The sequence below is a fragment of the Lysobacter sp. SCRH-1R genome, from assembly GCF_057747855.1.
The window spans coordinates 3328533-3346737 of sequence record NZ_CM173227.1 but is presented as its reverse complement, the minus strand read 5'-3'; the positions used below and the strand labels follow the sequence as shown (position 1 = coordinate 3346737).

Sequence of the window (18205 nt, the reverse complement as noted above, 5' to 3'; positions counted from 1 at the left end):
GAATCACCATTCACGAATCACCAATCACGGTCATCAGACCGGCATGTTCATCACGTCCTGATACGCCTGCACCAGCCGGTTGCGCACTTCGACCGTCGCGCGGAAGGCGACGGAGGACTGCTGCATGGCGACCATGACGCGGGCGAGGTCGGCGCGCGGGTCGCCGAGTTCGAACGCCTGCTGCAGCGCGCCGCTGGTGTTCTGCGCGCGGCTGACGCTGTCGATGGCGTTGCTGAGGGTCTGCTGGAATCCCGGCGCACCCTGCGTCCCCGACGCGCCGCTGGCGGCGCCCGGCGCGAGCGCGGACGGCGAGATCGCGTTGCCCGGCGCGGCATCGGGCCCGCGCATGCGCATTTCATGCGCGCGGATCTGCGACAGGATGGAAGAAATGGCGTCGGTCATGAGGCGTGACGTACCGGCACGGAGGTCCTGCCGGGTACAGGCAAGCGGCGTGCCACGGATTCATGAACGGGTTTCTGGCGCGGGGGAGGGGAGGCGCCGCAATTCCGGCGCGTAGGCGCTTCGGGTACTCCGTCTGTGGCGTCCCGCACCACACCGTCAACCCGGCGGAGGATGGGGTGACGATCCTCCTTGGAATCACGGTGTTCTCCGGCGGCGATGTGTCTTTGTAGCCCGGGTAAGCGAAGCGCACCCGGGTTGGAGACGCGACCGCGCCCGGGGTGCGCTTCGCTTACCCGGGCTACAAGAGCGTTGGCAAACGCAATGGGTTCCAGCTTTCGCTGGAATGACGGTGGGGTGGTTTGCCGGTGAGAAAGTGCCCGCGCATTACGGGCCTGGATCCCGGCCTTCGCCGGGATGACGATCCTCTCGGGATCACGGCGTTCTCGGGCGGCGATGTTCTTCTCTAGCCCGGGTAAGCGAAGCGCACCCGGGTTGGAGACGCGACCGCGCCCCGGGTGCGCTTCGCTTACCCGGGCTACAAGAGCGGTGGCAAACGCATGGGTTCCAGCTTTCGCTGGAATGACGGTGGGGTGGTTTGCCGGTGAGAAAGTGCCCGCGCATTACGGGCCTGGATCCCGGCCTTCGCCGGGATGACGATCCTCTCGGGATCACGGCGTTCTCGGGCGGCGATGTTCTTCTCTAGCCCGGGTAAGCGAAGCGCACCCGGGTTGGAGACGCGACCGCGCCCCGGGTGCGCTTCGCTTACCCGGGCTACAAGAGCGGTGGTAAACGCATGGGTTCCAGCTTTCGCTGGAATGACGGTGGGGAGGTTCGCCGGTGTTTCCCGATTACCGAACAACGCGCGAGCGCTAACACCCTCCGCGCGAAATCAGAACTCCGACGCCAGCTCCATCGAATCCCGCTCGATCCCGTACTTGCGCAGCTTCTCCACCAGCGTGGTGCGGCGCAGGCCGAGCAGGGGGGCGGCATGGGCGACGACGCCGCCGGTCTGGGCCAGCGCGGCGCGGATGAGGTCCAGTTCGATGTTCGCGATGTGCCCGCGCAGGTCGATGCCCTGCGGCGGCAGCGTGGTGGTCGGCGAGAGCGTCGCCGGGTCGGGCGCGGCTTCGGCTTCGCGCAGCAGCGCCATCACCGGCGCGGGTTCTTCCGGTTCGATGCGGTCGATCGACGCCAGCGTTTCCGCCGGCAGCTGGCAGCGGTAACGCGCCGGCAGGTCGTCGGCGCGCACCAGGCCGTTCGGGTGCAGCACCGACAGGCGCTCCAGCAGGTTGCTCAGCTCGCGCACGTTGCCCGGCCAGGCGTACTGCTGCAGCATCGCGACCGCATCGCCGGCCAGCGTCACGCGGCCACGGCCGCTGTCGGACAGCTGGCGCGAGATCGCGTTGATCAGGTCCGGAAGATCCGCCGCGCGCTCGCGCAGCGACGGCATCTCGATGGGGAACACGTTGAGGCGATAGAACAGGTCCTCGCGGAACTTGCCCTCGGCGATGTGCGATTCCAGGTTGCGGTGCGTCGCGGCGATCACGCGCACGTCGCACTTCATCGTCGCGCCGCCGCCGACGCGCTCGAAGCAGCGCTCCTGCAGCACGCGCAGCAGCTTGACCTGCATCGCCATCGGCATGTCGCCGATTTCGTCCAGCAGCAGCGTGCCGCCTTCGGCCATCTCGAAACGGCCCTTGCGCTGCGTCAGCGCGCCGGTGAAGGCGCCCTTCTCGTGGCCGAACAGTTCGCTTTCCAGCAGGTCCGGCGGGATCGCGCCGCAGTTGATCGCGACGAACGGCTTCTCGCGACGCTTCGAACGCGCATGGATCGCGCGCGCGGCGACTTCCTTGCCGGTGCCGGATTCGCCAAGGATCAGCACGGTCGTATCGAAGTTGGCGACCTGGTCGATCATGCGGTTCAGGCGCAGCACGGCGGCGCTGCGGCCGGTCGGGCCGACCTGCGGGATCTCGCGGCGCGCGTCGTCGTCCAGCCGCTTGAGGCTCGCGCGACGCAGCACGTCCTGCAACTGCGTGCGACGGATCGGGTAATCCAGCGCCCAGACCTGGTCCGGATGCAGCTGCACGCGCCACGCGGCGTTATCGGCATGGCCCGGCAGTTCCAGCACCGGCGGATGCAGCGGATGCGAACCCAGCCACGCGGCGAAGCGCTCCCACGCCTGCGCGTCGCCGCTGGTGTCGCCGGCGATGACGGCGACCCAGTCGGTGGCGCGCGCGCGGTCGAGGTTGATCTCGCCGGCGTCGCTGGCGATGCGCGGGGTGAAATCCATGAACTCCAGCAGCGTGGCGACGCGTTCGGCGCGCGCCATGTCGGTGTCGATCAGGAGGATGCGGGACTCGCTCATGGGGTGTCTTCCGAAGCCAGGCGCTCCAGCAGCGGGAGCACGTCCTGGATGTAGGCAAGCTTGCTGACGAAGGCATCGGCGCCGGCGCGCAGGGCGTGCTCGCGGTGCTCGGTGTCGTCGAAATGGCTGGCGATGACGATGTAGGGCAGCGGTTCGTCCTGCGCCTTGATCAGGCGCGCGGCCTGCAGGCCGCCCATTTCCGGCATCGCCATGTCCATCAGCACCACGTCCGGACGCAGCGTCTCGCACTGGGTGATGGCTTCGATGCCGTTGCCGGCGGTGCCCACGACGTTCGCCCACGGCTGCTTGCGCAGGTGGCGGATCGCCGCGCTGATGAAGCCGGGGTGGTCGTCGACGATGAGGATCTTGAGTTCGCGCATGTTCGGATCATCCAGCCTTGGCGAGGGCCGGGCGGCGGCGCTGGCGCGCCGGCGCGATGGCCAGCTGGTCACGGTACTTCGCGACGGTGCGGCGCGCCACGCGCACGCCCTGGCGGGCGAGCAGGCCGGCGATGGTGTCGTCGGCGAGCGGCGCGTGCGAGGGTTCGGCGTCGATCAGGCGCTTGACCATCGCCTTGACCGCGCTGCCGGAGACTTCCGCGCCGTCCAGGCGCACGGCGAACAGGCGCTTGAGTTCGATCGTGCCGCGCGGCGTCTGCAGGTACTTGCCGCTGGTGATGCGCGAGACGGTGGATTCGTGCATGCCGATGGCGTCGGCGACCTCGCGCAGCGTCAGCGGGGCGATGGCTTCCTCGCCGCGCTCCAGGAACGCGCGCTGGCGTTCGACCAGCACCTGCGTGGTGCGCAGCAACGTGTCGTTGCGCATCGCCACGCCGCGAACCAGCCAGCGCGCTTCATCGAGCAGGCCGCGCAGCGCGGACACGTCGCCCGGCGCATCGGCCAGGGCGCGTTCGCAATGCGGCGCGATGCGCAGGCGCGGGGCGGTGCGCGAGTTGAGCGCGACGTGCCAGCGGCCGTCGGCGCGCCAGGCGACGACGTCGGGCACCACGACGTCGCGTTCGTTCACCGCGCTGTCTTCGATGGGATGCGCGCGCAGGGTGAGGATCAGGGCGATGGCGTCGCGAACGTCGCCGGGGTCGGCCTTCAGCGCCTTGGCGAGCGCGGCTTCGTCGTGCATCGCGAGCAGGTCGATGTGATCGGCCAGGATGCGCGCGGCGAGCGTGCGCGTGGCCGATCCGGGCGCAAACGAGAGCTGCGCGCGCAGGCATTCGGCGGCATCGCAGGCGGCCACGCCCGGCCATTCGCCGTGGAGCAGGCGCTGGCGGACGATTTCCAGTTCGCTGGCATCGGCATTGCACGTGCCCGCACCGAGCGCGTGCAGTTCGTCGAGCGGGGCTTCCAGGTAGCCGCGGTCGTCGCACTGGTCCAGCCACCACGCGGCCAGTTCGACGTCGCGCGGCTTCCACTGCAGCGACAGCGACTGCAGCAGGCGCACGCGCGGATCGCTCGATTCCCCGTCGGCGATCCGCGACGCGGCGTCGTCGTCGAACTCGCCGCCGCCGTTGCCGCCGGACAGGAACGACGGCTCGGGAAGCTCGTCCCACGCGGCGGTTTCCTGCTGCGCGTCGGCCGTGGGTTCGGTGCCGTCGTCCTCGACGTCGTCCTGCTCCAGCAGCGGATTGCGCTCCAGCGCCTGGCGGAGCTCGAGTTCGAGCTGCGGCGCGGTGAGCTGCAGGAGCCGGATCGATTGCAGCAGTTGCGGCGTCAGGTTGACGCCGAGTCCGAGCTTCGGACTCAAGGTAGCTTTCACTGTCGTGTCCCCATCCGCCGGAGCCGGCGGCCACGGAGGTAATCGTGGTGTGAAGGTGACGGCAAACGAATCGGGGCATCCCCGGACATGAGCCGGGGAATTCCTGTCGGTTTGTCGGGGCGTCCCCTACATTGCGACGTGTTTCCGACTGGGGTTGTTCGCGCGCGTCAGGCAGTGACGCGGATGGGCACGTGGATACGGGTCACTGTCGGGGGATGTGACGACGCTTTGGCGTTGGCGCGATGTCGGGTTTGTGGCGTTGGGGGTGTTGCAAGGGGTGGGCCACAGGGGCGGCTGGGCGTGACGTGTGGCGCTCGCTCGCCGGTGAGCCACCCAGCCGTCATTCCAGCTTTTGCAGGGACCACGATCTTCCAGGGAGGACGATGCTGCTCTTGTAGCCCGGGTAAGCGAAGCGCACCCGGGAAGGGGAGGTGACCGCGTTCCCGGGTGCGCTTCGCTCACCCGGGCTGCAAAGGCTCGCTACAAGGGCAGCGCCTTTCGTTATCCCGCCGGCCGATCGTGCAGCCGCATCGCCATGCGCAGCAGTTCGATCGCGTTGCGGCAGCCCAGCGTGGCCATGATGCGGGCGCGGTGGGTTTCCACCGTCTTGACGCTGATCCCCAGGTCGGCGGCGATCTGCTTGCTGGTGCGGCCGGCGCCAAGCGCGGCGAGGATTTCGCGCTGGCGCGGGGGCAGGGCGTCGACGCCCTCCTCGGTGCGCGGGCGCGCGAACAACTGCGGTGCGGAGACCTGCGGGCTGAGGTAGGTGCGGCCGGCGGCGGCGGCGCGGATCGCGATTTCCAGCTCCGCCGGCGCGGCTTCCTTGACGACGAAACCGCTGGCGCCGCGCGCCAGCGCTTCGCGCACGTGGGTCGGATCGTCGTGCATCGACATCACCACGACGCGGCAGGCGGGTTGCTCGCGGCGCAGTTCGACCAGCGCTTCGAAGCCGCTGCGGCCGGGCATGGAGAGATCGAGCAGGACGATGTCCGGCTGGTGCTGGCGCGACCCGATGACGGCCTGGTCCGCGTTGGCGGCCTCGGCCACGACCTCGATATCGGCGAACGACTCCAGCAGGCGCCGCAGCCCCGCACGGACCAGCGTATGGTCATCGCAGATCAGTACGCGCAACAGCCCCGAGCCCAACTCCGTTCCCCAGAAACGCCAACCCTTCGTCGGGCACCTTATCCGAGGTGACGTGGAGGGACCATTCGTTCACGTCCGGAATGTGACGGGGGCTGCAAATGTGTCGTCGGAGCGCCGGGGACCGGACGCGACGGTATGGGTGCACGGCTCCATTCCTCCCTGCACGCAGGGCCGGAGCTTTCGGCAAAAGCTGCAAGCGCTACAAGTCCTTCAGGCGCCTGCTTTCCGCCACCTGCTTGCGATGCAGGCGGAACAGGTGACGCTCCAGCGCGTCGGCCAGCGTCGGCGGCAAGGGGTCGAAGGCGAGCCACGCACGGGCGCCTTCGACGGCGATCGCGTGCGCGGGCAGTTCGATGCAGTCGGGGAGCCATTCGGCCGGCTGCACGCGCAGCACGCCGCGCGCGCCGGGGTGGATCGCCAGCGCATCGCCGAGCACGTCGATGCACGCGCCGCGCGTGGACCAGCGCAGCACCGTGGGCGGCGGGAGGTCGCCACGCTCGCGCAGCATCGCGCCGAGCAGGCCGAGCACGAGGTCGAGCTTGGCTTCCACGCGTTGCAGCGACGACGACGGTTCGACGTGTTCGTCGCCGTCCTCGCTGCGCGCGTTTTCGCTCAGCGCGAGCGAGGTCAGCAGCATTTCCGCGCGCGCCGCGGCCAGATGCGCGGCGGCGGGATCGGCCGGGCCGGGCACGAAGGCCGCCGGGCGCCGGTCCTGGTAGGCCAGCACGTCGCCGAACAATTGCGCGTCGGCGGCCGAAGAGGTCATCCGGCGAAGGTCCGGTAGGCGAGGGCGCCGCGACGCTCGCGACCCATGCGCGCGAGGATCTCCGCGGTTTCGTCGCGCAGCGCCACCAGGTCGCCGAGCAGCGCGGCCTGCTGGTCCAGCAGTTCGCGCCACGGCGCCGACGGCAGTTGCGACAGATCGGCCGATCCCAGCGCCTCGCGCAGGGCGCGGTCGTGGTCGGCCAGCAGTTCGAACGCGCGCTCCCACTGCTGCGCGTGCATGGCCGCGCGGATGTCGGCTTCGGGCAGCGCGGGCACGGTGGGCGACACGGAACCGGACATCACGGCGACTTCGGCGCGATCGCCAGCCAAGCCGATTCGATCTCGCCCAGCAGCGAATCCACTTCGTTCAGGGCCTCGGCGTCGTTGTCGCTGTTGGCCAGCAGCAGGCGCTGCTGCGCGTAGTCGTACAGCGACTGCAGGCCCTGCGCGATCTCGCCGCCGGCTTCCAGGTTGAGCGCGCCGTTGAGGCCGGTGATCAGGCCGCTGGCGTCGCTGATGGCCTTGGCCTTGCGCGGGATGTCGCCGCGTTCCAGGCACGCGCCGGCCAGGCGGATGCGATCGCGCGCGCCGGCGAGCATGAGCGCGACCAGGCGGTGCGGATCGGCTTCCAGCACGGCGGCGCTGACGCCGGTGCTGCGGTACTGGTTGGCGTAGTTGCGGTGGGCGCCGAGCATGTGGATGGGCTCCAGGGATTACGACATCGAAACGAGTTGCTGCGAAAGGAAGCCGCTGGAGCTCTGCAGCTGCGTGACCATCTGCTCCATCGCGGTGAACTGCGCGGTGTAGCGGGCCTGCAGCGATTCCATGCGGCGATCCAGGTCTTCGTACTGCTTGTTGTAGGTCTTCAGGCGCGCGTTGAGGCTGTCGGTGCGCGAGTCGAACAGGCCTTCGTTCTCCAGCACGTCGCCGAGCATGGTCTCCAGCTTGGCGCCGTAGCTGGTGTCGTCGCCGGAGAACAGGCGCGACAGCGCGCCCGGGTCCTCGGCCAGCGCCTTGGTCAGCTCGGAACTGTCGAGCGTGAGCGTGCCGTCGGTGTTGATCTTCACGCCCAGCTCCTTCAACGCGACGACCTGTTCGCTGGCCATGTTGCGCAGCTGCGCCTGCAGGCCGCGCACCATGCTGTCGCCGGTGAGCGCCGAGCCGGTCTGCGTGTCGGCGTTGTAGGCGGTGAGCGACTTGGTCAGCCCGATCGCCGCGTTGTACGCGCTGATGAAGCCCGACAGCGTGGTCTTGAGCGCGTCGTTGTCGGTGGACACCTTCAGCGTGAACGTCTCGTCCGGCTTGGCTTCGGTCAGGGTGAGCGTGACCCCGGGCAGCAGGTCGGTGATCGAGTTGCTGGACGAGGTGCGCGCCAGGCCGTCGACGATCACCTTCGCGTCCTTGGCCTGCACGGTCTCGGCCATCGCGGTGCTGACGCCCGGATCGAAGGTGAGCATCGACAGGCCGCCGTCGCCGCCGGTCGTGGTGATGCGCAGCTTGCCTTCGGTGCCGGTGTCGGTGGCGGTCAGCACCAGGTGCTGGCCGTCGTCGGCGTTGACCAGGCTGGCGCTCACGCCCTTGCCGGCGGCGGCGGTGTTGATCGCGCTGCGGATGTCGGCCAGCGTGTTGCGGCCTTCCTCGATGGTGACCTCGATGGTCTCGTCGCCTGCCTCGATGACCAGCGTGCCGGTGCCGATCTTCGTGTCGGCCGGCTTGCCCGCGGAGGTGAGCTTGTGCGCGGTGGCCAGCTCGCGCACCTGGATGTCGTACTCGCCCACCGCCGCCGTCGTGCCGGCGCTGGCGGTGAAGCCGGCGTCTTCGGGCACGTTGGTGACGCGCGCGTTGGTGCCGTCGTCCTTGCGCAGCTTGTCGAGCGCGGTCTTGAGATTGGAGAACGCGCTCTTGAGCGAACCGATCGCCGAGAGTTCGGTCTTCGCCGCGTTCTCGCCGCGCGCGATGCGGTTCTCCACCGGCGAACGCTCGGCCGCGACCAGCTGCGCGACGAGCGAGGGGATGTCGATGCCGGAACCGAGCGTCGAAATGGCCATGACCGCTCAGCCTCCGTGTCGACCGTGGACCGCGTTGCGCGGCGTGGGACGGAACGAACGATGAGCGGTCATGGCGACTCCTGTCGGAAAGAACCGGCGGGATGCGTTCGCGCGCATCCCGCCGGGGTGCCATCGGGGCGCGCATCGCGCCCCGTCTGGCGGTGGATCAGCCCAGCAGGCTGAGGACGTTCTGCGGAACAGCGTTGGCCTGCGCGAGCATCGCGGTGCCGGCCTGGCTCAGGATCTGAGTACGGGTCAGCTCGGCGGTTTCCTTCGCGTAGTCGGCATCGCGGATGCGGCTGCGCGAGGCGGTCAGGTTCTCGCTCGTCGCCTGCAGGTTGGCGATGGTCGAGGTGAAGCGGTTCTGGATCGCACCCATGTCGGCGCGGGCCGAGTTCACGCTGGTCAGCGCCTTGTCGACGATTTCCATTGCCTGCTGCGCGCCGGTGAACGAGGAGATGTCCAGGTCGTTGGCGTACTTGGCGGCCGGAGCGGTGGCGGTGGCGGTCGGGGCCGTCGGGGCGGTCGCGCCCGTCCAGGTGCCCATGTCCACGTCGATCGCGTTGAACGTGCCGTCGGAGCCGACGCTGTGCTTGATCGACGTCATGTTGATCTGGCCGGCGGTGCCGCTGTCGACTTCGGCGTAGACGCCGGTCTGGTCCATCTTGGCGTTGATCGCGGCGGCCACGGCCTTGGCGGTGGCTTCCTGCGTGGCGGCGGCATCGGCGCCCATCTTCACTTCGATGTCGTCCAGCGTGACTTCCACGCCGTCGGTGCCGGTGATCTTCATGCCGGTGATCTTGACGTCGGCGTTGGTGCCCGGCGCGGCGATGGTGAAGTCGTTCTCGTCGAACACCGCACCGCCCAGCGCGTTGGCGTTGGCGTCGACGATGTTGTTCACGGCGATGGTCTGGCCCGAGTTGGCGCCGACCTGGAACAGCGCGCCGGCGAAGGAGCCGTCGAGCAGCTTGGTGCCGTTGAAGTTGGTCTGGTTGGCGACGCGGTCGATTTCCGAGACCAGCTGCGAGACTTCCGCGTTCAGCGCGTCGCGGTCGGACTGCGAGTTGGTCGCGTTGGACGACTGCACGGCCAGTTCGCGGATACGCTGCAGGTTGTTGCCGATCTCGACCATCGCGCCTTCGGCCGACTGGGCCAGCGAGATGCCGTCGTTGGCGTTGCGCACGGCGACGTCGAGGCCGCGGATCTGCGTGCTGAAGCGTTCCGAGATCGCCAGGCCGGCGGCGTCGTCCTTCGCGCTGTTGATGCGCAGGCCCGACGACAGGCGCTGGATGGTGGTGCCGAGGCTGGCGCTGCTGGTGCCCAGGTTGCGCTGGGCGTTGAGCGACATCACGTTGCTGTTGATGACTTGTGCCATGGTGGTTCTCCGTGGGTTTCCGTTAGGGCACCGGCGAAGCGCTCGCCGGCCGGCAATTACCGCAGTGGTTGGTCGGTGGTGCCGGCCCTTGCCGCTGCTGAACTAGGTAGCGGCGCGGCGTGGGAAACCTTTAGCTCCTGGTTGACAAGTCTTTGGAAGTGGGATGGACGTCTAGAAGCGGGGGCGTGATTCGTGATTTGTGATTCGTGATTCGTGATTCGCAAGGGCCGGGCGCCCGGTCGGACCCGGCTCCTGTAGCCCGGGTAAGCGGAGCGCACCCGGGGTTTACCTCGCCGGAGCCGTTGCCCCGGGTGCGGCCTTCGGCCTTACCCGGGCTACAAACGCTGGGTTCTCCCATCGTCCCGGCCCCGGAGCCGTGCCCCGGGTGCGGCCTTCGGCCTTACCCGGGCTACAAACGCCCGGCTCACGGCTCACCAATCACCAATCACCAATCACCAATCACCAATCACGAATCACGAATCACGAATCACGAATCACGAATCACGAATCACGAATCACGAATCACGAATCACCAAACTCACATCAGATCGAACAACGAACTCGACTGCAGCCGCATGAACGCCTGCTGGGCCGCCTGCAACGCCGTGCTTTCCAGCTGGAAGCGGCTGATCGCCTCGGCGTAGTCCAGGTCGCGGATGCCCGACAGCGTGGTTTCCAGGGTCACCGACTGCGCCTCGCGCAGTTCGGCCGCGCTGTCCATCGCCGCCAGTTGCGCGCCGCCGGCCGCACGGCCGTCGATGAAATGCTCCTGCGCCGTCGCCGCGTCGCGCAGCGAGGCCTGCAGCGCGTTCTGCTGCGCCGCGCGCTGGGCCGGGGAGTCGTCGGGCATTTCCAGCGCGCCGACCAGGTCGTCGATCATCGCGAACACGTCGTTGGTGCCCGCTGGGCCGACGGAAAAGCGGTCGCCCGCCGCCGGCGCGCCGTCGATGCGCAGGTTGAGCCCGCCGACGTTGATGCCTTCGCCGCTGGCGTACGTGCCGGTGCCGATGACCGCGCCGCTCGCGTCGCGCAGTTCGTACGCGTCGGCGGCGGTGAAGACGACGCTGTAGCTCGCACCGCTCCACGTGCCCGATGCATCCAGGCCGAATTCCATCAGCACGCCGCTGCCGGTGTTGGTCGTCGCGGCGGCGCCGTCGATACGGCCGTCGCCGGTCTTGACCCGCATGAACAGCTCGCTGCCCGGGATCGTGTCGGACACGAACTGGTCCGGTGCGATCTCGACCTCGCGCTGGCGCTGGTCGCCGGTGTAGCTGACGTTGCCGCCGCTCACCACGAACGGCGCGTGGTCGTCCGCGGTGCCGCCGAACAGGTAGCGACCGCTGCCGTCCTGGCTGTTCGCCAGGCCGATGAGTTCATCGCGGATCACCTTGAGTTCGGCGGTGATCGCCTTCTTGTCGTCGCTCGACATCGCGGCGTTGTTGGCCTGGATGGTCAACTCGCGCACGCGCGCCAGGCGGTCGCCGGCCTGCGCGAGCACGCTTTCCTGAAGGTTGAGGCGATTGCCGAGCAGGTTGGCGTTCTCGCCGAAGCGTTCCAGCTCGGCGGTCGCGCGATCCAGCGACACCGCCGTGCCGGCCGCGACCGGATCGTCCTTCGCCGTGACCAGCCGCTGGCCGGTGGCGAGCTGCTGCTGCGTGTGCGCCAGGCTCGACTGCTTGCGCAGCATCGTGCCCAGCTGCAGCTGGTAGGCGCCTGCGGTGGAAATGCGGTTGTTCATCGGCTCACCGCCGCGATCAGGGACTGGAACATGCTGTCGGCGGTGGAGATCACCTGCGCCGCGGCCTGGTAGGCCTGCTGGAAACGCAGCATGTTCGCCGCCTCCTCGTCGAGGTTCACGCCGGACACCGAATCGCGCGCCGCCTGCGCCTGGTCGAACAGCACCTGCTGCGCCTCGGCGGCGTAGTCGGCCTGTCTCGCGGCCGAGCCGATCGACGTGGTCAGGCCGCCGATCGCGCCGTTGAGCGACACCGTGCTGCCGTTGAGCGCCTTGGCGTCGTCGATGTTGCCCAGCGCGATCGCGTTGCCGTTGTCGCTGGAGCCGGCGCCCGTGCTGCCCACGCTGAAGCGGTCGCCCGCGGCGGGCACGCCGTCGAGGCTCAGGCTCCAGCCGTTGGCTTCGATCGGCTGGCCCGGCGTCCAGGTGAACGGGCCCGCGCCGTTGACGGTGTACTGCGTGCCGTCGATGAATTCGATGTCGGCCGGGGTCAGCAGGTCGGCGTTCGCCGCATCGGTGACCTTCACCCCGCCGATCCTGCCGGTGCCGATGTTGTCGAGTTCCGCCTGCGCCTTCACCGGAGTGGCTGCCGCTATCCGGTTGGGATCGTCGATGGCGACGCCGATGCCGCCCGCCGCGCCCGCGGTGGGCTGCAGCAGGAAGCGGTCGCCCGCGGCCGGCGCGCCACCGACGACGAGTTCCACGCCGTTGACGACCAGCGGATCGCCCGCCGTACCGGTGCCGGTGAGCGGCACGTTCGCGCCGGTGTCCGAACGCGTGGCGCTCCACGCGGTGCCGTCGAACTTCAGCACGACGTTCTGCGCGTCGAGTCTGGAAAGATCGCCGATGCTCGCCGTCAGCGTGCCGGTGCCGGTGTTGTTCGCGTGGCTGTTGACGGCGGGCGCGGGCACGGTGAAGAAGTCCGTGCCCATCTGGCCGTTGAGGTCCATGCCGGCGCGGTGCTGCTGGTTGAACGCATCGGCCAGGCCCACCGCGATGCGCCCGAGTTCGGCCTGCGCCGGATCGAGCACGTCGCTGCGGAAATCCATCAGTCCGCCGATCTTGCCGCCCAGCGCGGAATCGCTGAGCTGGATCTGCTGGCCATTGCCGTCCAGCGCCAGGCGCACGCGCTCGGGGCGGTACGGATCGGTGCCCACGGTGAGCTTGGCCGACGTGTTGCCGACGACCAGCGCCTGCCCGCCGGCGGTGAACACGTTGAGCGAGCCGTCGCCCTGTTCGACCGCGGTGCCGCCGGTGAAGCCGACCAGCTGCGAGACCAGGCGGTCGCGCTGGTCGAGCAGGTCGTTGGAGACGTTGTTCGGGTTGCTGGCGACCTCGCCGTTGAGGCGGGCGATCTCCGCGCCGATGCGGTTGACTTCCTCGGCGCTGCTGCGCAGGCCGCTGTTGACTTCGTTGCTGAGCGAATCGAGCTGGTTGTTGAGCTGCTTGAAGCGCGCGGTGAGCGCGTTCGCGTCGGCCAGCACGTCCTCGCGCGCGGCGCTGGAGGCGGGGTTGCTGGTCAGGCCCGTGGTCGCGTCGAAGAAGTTCGACCACACGCCGGCCAGGCCGGTCGCGGTGTCGGAGAACAGCGCGTCCACGCGCGAGGCGAGCCCGGAGAGCTGCTGCGCGCGGGCGAGTTCGCCGCCGCTTTCCAGCAGGCGCGTGTTGGCGAGCTGGTCGGCGATGCGGCGCACGTCGCTCACCTGCACGCCGTTGCCGACGTAGCCGTAGCCCATGTCGGTGGGCGAACGCGTCGACAGTTCGACGCGCTGGCGCGAATAGCCGTCGGTCGCCACGTTGGCGACGTTGTGGCTCACGGTCGCCAGTGCGCGCTGGAACGCGATCAGGGCGCCGGTGCCGGTGGACAGGACGTTGGCCATGCTTAGCCTCGGGTCGGACCGTCGAGCGCGGCGAGCGCGCGGTTGAGGGTGGCGCCTTCGGCGATCGCGTTGATCTTCGCGGCGTAGGCGGGATCGGTGGCGTAGCCGGCCTTCTGCAGCGCCTGCGCGAACTGGCGCGTGTCGCCGCCGGCGGCGCGCGCCTGGGCGTAGCGGGGGTTGTTCAGCAGCCTGGCGTAATCGGCGAAGCTCTCGCCGATGGAGCCGTAGGCGCGGAAATCGGCGCGCTCGCTCACGCGCGTGCCGCCCACGTATTCGTGCGTGGCGGCGTTGACGCGTTGGCCGCTCCACTTCGAGCCGGCCTTGATGCCGAACAGGTTGTGCGAGGTCGCCTCGCCGCCGTCCTTCGCCAGGCGCCGGCCCCAGCCGGTTTCCAGCGCGGCCTGCGCGACGAGCGCCTTCGGGTCCACGCCCAGCTCCTGCGCGGTGCGTTGCGCGTGCGGCCACACCGACTTCACGAAGGCTTCCGGGCTGGAGCAGTCGAGCTTGGCGTTGGGATCGCATTCGACCTGCGGCGTTTCCACGCGCGGCAGGGCGGGCGTGGCGAGCGCGGGGAGCGAGACGCCACCGCTGCTCGGCGTGAGCGACAGCGACATCGGCGATGCGCCGGGCGAGAGCGGGAAGCCGCCCTCGGGCGCGATGGCGGCGTCGGTCTTCATGCCGGCGCTGCGCTGCAACTGCTGCACGATCATCGGCGCCAGGCCGAGGCCGCGACCCTTGGCGAGCTCGCGCGAGAGCTGCTGGTCGTACATGTCGCGGTAGGTCGAGTTGTCGCCCATCAGCGGATCGCCGAAGGACGCGCTGCGCATCGACTTCACCAGCATCTGCGCGAACTGCGCTTCCAGCTGCCGCGCGGCGTATTCCAGGCGCGAGCGATCGCGCGGGGCACCGTCGGTGCTCGGCGTGGTCAGCGGCTGGGACAGGGTGGGGCGCAGGTGCATGGTGGGGTCAAGGCAAGAGTTGTGCCGTGACGCAGCGGAAGTCCGGCGCTGGTAGCCCGGGCAAGGCGAAGCCGCACCCGGGATGGCGCACCATCAACGCACGAAACCCGGGTGCGCTTCGCTTGCCCGGGCTACAGGAGCGATGGCGTGCGAGCGCCACTCAGATCACCTCCAGCTCCGCCCGCAGCGCCCCTGCGCGCTTGAGCGCCTCCAGGATCGCCACGATGTCGCCGGGCGCGGCGCCCACGGCGTTCACCGCGCGCACGATCTGCTCCAGCGACGTGCCGCCCTGGAACAGGAACATGCGACCGCCGTCCTCCGAGGCTTCCACCGTGGACTGCGGCGTGACCACGGTCTGGCCGCGGCCGAATTCGTTGGGCTGGCTGACCTGCGCGTTCTCCGAGATCGACACCGTGAGCGAGCCGTGCGACACCGCCGCCGGCAGCACGCTCACCTGGCCGCCCATCACGACGGTGCCGGTGCGCGAGTTGACGATGACCTTCGACGCCGCGGCGCCCGGACTCACGTCCAGCGATTCCAGGCGCGCCAGGAATCCGACGCGGTCGCCGTCGGCCGGCGGGCTCACTTCGATGGTCACCGCGTCCACGGCACGCGCGCGGCCGTTGCCGAACTCGCGGTTCACCGCATCGACGATGTGCGCGGCGGTGGTGAAGTCGGCTTCGTGCAGGTTCAGCGTGACGTTGCCCGACGGCGGCGCGCCGGCGACGGCGCGCTCGACGATCGCGCCGTTCGGGATGCGGCCGCCGTTGGGCGCGTTGACCGAGATGCGCGAACCGTCGCGGCCGGAGGCGCCGAAGCCGGAGACGATCAGGCTGCCCTGCGCGATCGCGTAGACCTGCCCGTCCGCGCCACGCAACGGCGCCATCAGCAGGCTGCCGCCGCGCAGCGAACCGGCGTTGCCGATGGACGAGACGGTGACGTCGATCGGCTGGCCCGGCTTGGCGAACGGCGGCAGTTCGGCGTGGATCGCCACCGCCGCGACGTTCTTCAACTGCGGATTCACGCCCGGCGGAATGCTGACCCCGAGCTGGTCGAGCATCGTCTTCAGGCTCTGCACGGTGAAGGGCGTCTGGCTGGTGCGGTCGCCGCTGCCGTCCAGGCCCACGACCAGGCCGTAGCCCACCAGCGGATTGCCGCGAACGCCGGCGACCTGCGCGAGGTCCTTGATGCGCTCGGCGCGCGCGGGCGGGACGACGGCGAGCGTGAGCACCAGGCCGGCGAGGGTGCAGGCGATCGCGTAGGCGATGAGGCCGGTGCCCCTGAAAGAGGACTTGCGAGTGTTCATACGCCCCCCTCAGTACGGATAGATCGCGGAATTGAAGAACCGGCCCAGCCAGCCCATCGCGTTGGAACGCGCGAGCGTGCCGCGACCGCCGTAGACGATGCGCGCGTCGCCGACGCGGTCGGACGATATGCGGTTGTCGGGACCGATATCGGCCGTGCGCACGATTCCTTGAACCTGGATCAGCTCGTCGCCCTGGTTCAGGCGCACGCGCTTCTCGCCGCGCACCAGCAGGTTGCCGTTGCCCAGGTTCTGCACGACGGTCGCGGTCACCGAACCGTTGAGGCGGTTGCTCTGCGTGCTGTTGCCCGAGCCCTGGAAGTCGCGCGAGCCCTCGACCGAGGCTTCCAGGATGGGATTGCCCTTGTAGGTGATCGGCACGCCGGCGATCGTCGGCGCGGCCATGTCGATGCCCGATTCCTTGCTCACCGAGGTGTCGGCCTGCGCGCGCGCGCTGGTGTTCTCCACCAGCACGATGGTCACCAGGTCGCCGACATCGCGCGCCTTGTTGTCCTCGAACAGGCGCAGGCTGCGGCCGGAGTAGATGGAGCCTTCGCTGGCCGGGGCGGGCGCGGCGACCACGGCCGCGGGCGGCGCGGACATCGGCTCGAACGGTCGCACGTCGCCGACGACCGTGGCGCAGCCGGACAGCGACAGCGCCACGCCGGCGATGGAAAGACGGATGAACGCGTTCACGGGCGCCGCACTCACAGGTTGTTGTTGAGGAAGCCGAGCATCGAGTCGGTGGTCGAGATCGCCTTGGCGTTGGTCTCGTACGCGCGCTGGGTTTCGATCATCGACACCAGCTCCTCCACGACGTTGACGTTGGAGCCTTCCAGCTGGCCCTGCGCGAGCTGGCCGATGCCGTTGGTGCCCGGCGCGCCCTGCTGCGCGGGGCCGCTGGCGCCGGTCTCCACGAAGAGATTTCCGCCGATGGCCTGCAGGCCCGAGGGATTCACGAAGTCGGCCAGGGTCAGCGCGCCGACCTGCACGTCGTCGGCCTGGCCCTGCACCTTCACCGACACGGTGCCGTCGGCGCCGATGGTCACGCTCTGCGTGCCTTCGGGGAACTGGATGCCCGGCTGCACCGGATAGCCGGCGCTGGTCACCAGCTCGCCCTGCGAATTGCGCTTGAAGCTGCCGTCGCGCGTGTAGGCGCTGCTGCCGTCGGGCATCAGCACTTCGAAGAAGCCGCGTCCGTCGATGCCGACGTCGAGCGCGCCGCCGGTGACGGCGAGGTTGCCCTGCGAGAACTCCTTCGCCGTCGCCGCCACCCGCACGCCGGTGCCGGTGGAAAGCCCGGTCGGCAGCTGCGTCTGTTCGGACGTGGCACCGCCGGGCTGGCGCACGGTCTGGTACAGCAGGTCCTGGAACTCGGCGCGATCGCGCTTGAAGCCCGTGGTGTTGACGTTGGACAGGTTGTTCGAAATCACCGCCATGCGCGTCTGCTGCGCGTCGAGGCCGGTCTTGGCGATCCATAGAGCCTGGGTCATGGCGTGCTTCCTCTTGAAGGTCGGGGTGTTGCTCCTCCCCGTGCTTGCAGGGGGAGGTTGGGAGGGGGTGCGAAGCCGCTTGCGGCGAGCTCGGCATGACATCGCCTTGCTCGATGCACCGCGGCCATCCCTGGCGAAACGTCCTGGGGACGGATCGCCCGGCCGGCCGTCCATGGCCGGTCGGGTAGGCGGGCCACGCGGCAGTGCCGCGTAAACGGCCTACCTGCCCCCAAGCAGCGAATTCGCGCTGCGCGCGTTCTCATCCACGCTCTGCAAGACGCGTACCTGCATCTCGAACGCGCGCGCCGTCTGGATCATCTGCACCAGCATCGAGGTCGCCTCGACGTTGCTGTTCTCCACCGCGCCGGGCGTGAGCGATTCGCCGGCGGCGGGCGCGGGCGGCTGGCCGTTGGCGGGGCGCATCAGGCCGTCGTCGCCGCGCACCAGGTCCGCCGTGCGCGCCTGCACGACGCCCAGGCGTCCGGCTTCGGCGATGGTGTTGGCGGGCTGGCCCTGCGGAACGATCGAGATCGTGCCGTCGCTGGCGATGTCCATCGACTGGAACGGCGGCACCGTCACCGGCGCGCCATCCGCGCCGATCACCGGGCGGCCGTTGCTGGTGAGCAGGCCGTTGGCGTTCATCGCCAGGTTTCCGGCGCGCGTGTAGGCGAGGTTGCCCTGGGCATCCTGCACGGTGAGCCAGCGGTCCTGGTTCAGCGCGACGTCCAGCGTGTTGCCGGTCTGCAGGATCGCCCCGTGCGTGCCGCTGATGCCGTAGGTCTGCGAGGCGGCGGCCACGCGCGAGGCGTGGCCGTTGCCGGCGACCGGCGCGGCGGTGGAACCGGCGAGCGTCGCCTGGAAACCCACCGTGTTCGCGTTCGCCAGGTTGTGCGACACCGCCGCCTGCGTCTTCAGCGACGTGCTGGCGCCGGTCATCGCGATGTAGAGCGCGCGGTCGGTCATG

Annotated in this window: 17 protein-coding genes; all 17 read right to left on the bottom strand. The window is 69.5% G+C overall.

Annotation, left to right across the window (positions count from 1 at the left end):
• Positions 1–33 precede the first annotated feature (33 nt).
• The 17 genes from fliE to AC3ANK_RS15265 all read right to left on the bottom strand — a co-directional run bounded on the left by fliE (position 34) and on the right by AC3ANK_RS15265 (position 18204).
• On the bottom strand, positions 34–402 hold the full coding sequence (gene fliE, locus AC3ANK_RS15345; protein ID WP_206861682.1) for a flagellar hook-basal body complex protein FliE: 369 nt from the start codon (positions 400–402) through the stop codon (positions 34–36).
• Positions 403–1291: 889 nt separating this feature from the next.
• Positions 1292–2767, bottom strand: a complete 1476-nt coding sequence (locus AC3ANK_RS15340; RefSeq protein ID WP_206861681.1) for a sigma-54 dependent transcriptional regulator — start codon at positions 2765–2767, stop codon at positions 1292–1294.
• A complete protein-coding gene (locus AC3ANK_RS15335) occupies positions 2764–3147 on the bottom strand; it encodes a response regulator (RefSeq protein ID WP_206861680.1) in 384 nt (127 codons plus the stop codon). The genes AC3ANK_RS15340 and AC3ANK_RS15335 overlap by 4 nt, the downstream gene beginning before the upstream one ends.
• 7 nt (positions 3148–3154) lie before the next feature.
• A complete protein-coding gene (gene rpoN / locus AC3ANK_RS15330; protein WP_484171518.1) occupies positions 3155–4537 on the bottom strand; it encodes an RNA polymerase factor sigma-54 in 1383 nt (460 codons plus the stop codon).
• A 501-nt stretch (positions 4538–5038) separates the two neighbouring features.
• Positions 5039–5668: a response regulator transcription factor gene (locus AC3ANK_RS15325; protein ID WP_206861678.1), complete on the bottom strand. Its 630-nt coding sequence runs from the start codon at positions 5666–5668 to the stop codon at positions 5039–5041.
• Between the two features lie 214 nt (positions 5669–5882).
• Positions 5883–6449 (bottom strand): PilZ domain-containing protein, encoded by a 567-nt coding sequence (locus AC3ANK_RS15320; RefSeq protein WP_206861677.1) that lies wholly within the window; start codon positions 6447–6449, stop codon positions 5883–5885.
• Positions 6446–6748, bottom strand: a complete 303-nt coding sequence (locus AC3ANK_RS15315) for a hypothetical protein (RefSeq protein ID WP_206861676.1) — start codon at positions 6746–6748, stop codon at positions 6446–6448. Before AC3ANK_RS15315 ends, AC3ANK_RS15320 begins: the two co-directional genes overlap by 4 nt.
• Positions 6748–7143, bottom strand: a complete 396-nt coding sequence (gene fliS, locus AC3ANK_RS15310; RefSeq protein WP_206861675.1) for a flagellar export chaperone FliS — start codon at positions 7141–7143, stop codon at positions 6748–6750. Before fliS ends, AC3ANK_RS15315 begins: the two co-directional genes overlap by 1 nt.
• 18 nt (positions 7144–7161) lie before the next feature.
• A complete protein-coding gene (gene fliD, locus AC3ANK_RS15305) occupies positions 7162–8496 on the bottom strand; it encodes a flagellar filament capping protein FliD (protein WP_206861674.1) in 1335 nt (444 codons plus the stop codon).
• Between the two features lie 166 nt (positions 8497–8662).
• Positions 8663–9871 carry a flagellin gene (locus AC3ANK_RS15300; protein ID WP_206861673.1) on the bottom strand — a complete coding sequence of 403 codons (1209 nt, stop codon included), beginning with the start codon at positions 9869–9871 and terminating at the stop codon, positions 8663–8665.
• A gap of 538 nt (positions 9872–10409) precedes the next feature.
• A complete protein-coding gene (flgL, locus tag AC3ANK_RS15295) occupies positions 10410–11609 on the bottom strand; it encodes a flagellar hook-associated protein FlgL (protein ID WP_206861574.1) in 1200 nt (399 codons plus the stop codon).
• The gene (gene flgK, locus AC3ANK_RS15290; protein ID WP_206861573.1) at positions 11606–13486 is read right to left on the bottom strand and encodes a flagellar hook-associated protein FlgK; all 1881 of its coding nucleotides are present in this window, start codon (positions 13484–13486) and stop codon (positions 11606–11608) included. Before flgK ends, flgL begins: the two co-directional genes overlap by 4 nt.
• Before the next feature lie 2 nt (positions 13487–13488).
• On the bottom strand, positions 13489–14445 hold the full coding sequence (flgJ, locus tag AC3ANK_RS15285) for a flagellar assembly peptidoglycan hydrolase FlgJ (protein ID WP_206861572.1): 957 nt from the start codon (positions 14443–14445) through the stop codon (positions 13489–13491).
• A gap of 160 nt (positions 14446–14605) precedes the next feature.
• Positions 14606–15751 (bottom strand): flagellar basal body P-ring protein FlgI, encoded by a 1146-nt coding sequence (locus tag AC3ANK_RS15280; RefSeq protein WP_206861571.1) that lies wholly within the window; start codon positions 15749–15751, stop codon positions 14606–14608.
• Positions 15752–15760: 9 nt separating this feature from the next.
• A complete protein-coding gene (flgH, locus tag AC3ANK_RS15275; protein ID WP_206861570.1) occupies positions 15761–16459 on the bottom strand; it encodes a flagellar basal body L-ring protein FlgH in 699 nt (232 codons plus the stop codon).
• Positions 16456–17241, bottom strand: a complete 786-nt coding sequence (gene flgG, locus AC3ANK_RS15270) for a flagellar basal-body rod protein FlgG (protein ID WP_206861569.1) — start codon at positions 17239–17241, stop codon at positions 16456–16458. Before flgG ends, flgH begins: the two co-directional genes overlap by 4 nt.
• A 219-nt stretch (positions 17242–17460) precedes the next feature.
• On the bottom strand, positions 17461–18204 hold the full coding sequence (locus AC3ANK_RS15265; RefSeq protein WP_206861568.1) for a flagellar basal body rod protein FlgF: 744 nt from the start codon (positions 18202–18204) through the stop codon (positions 17461–17463).
• Position 18205: the final 1 nt, after the last annotated feature.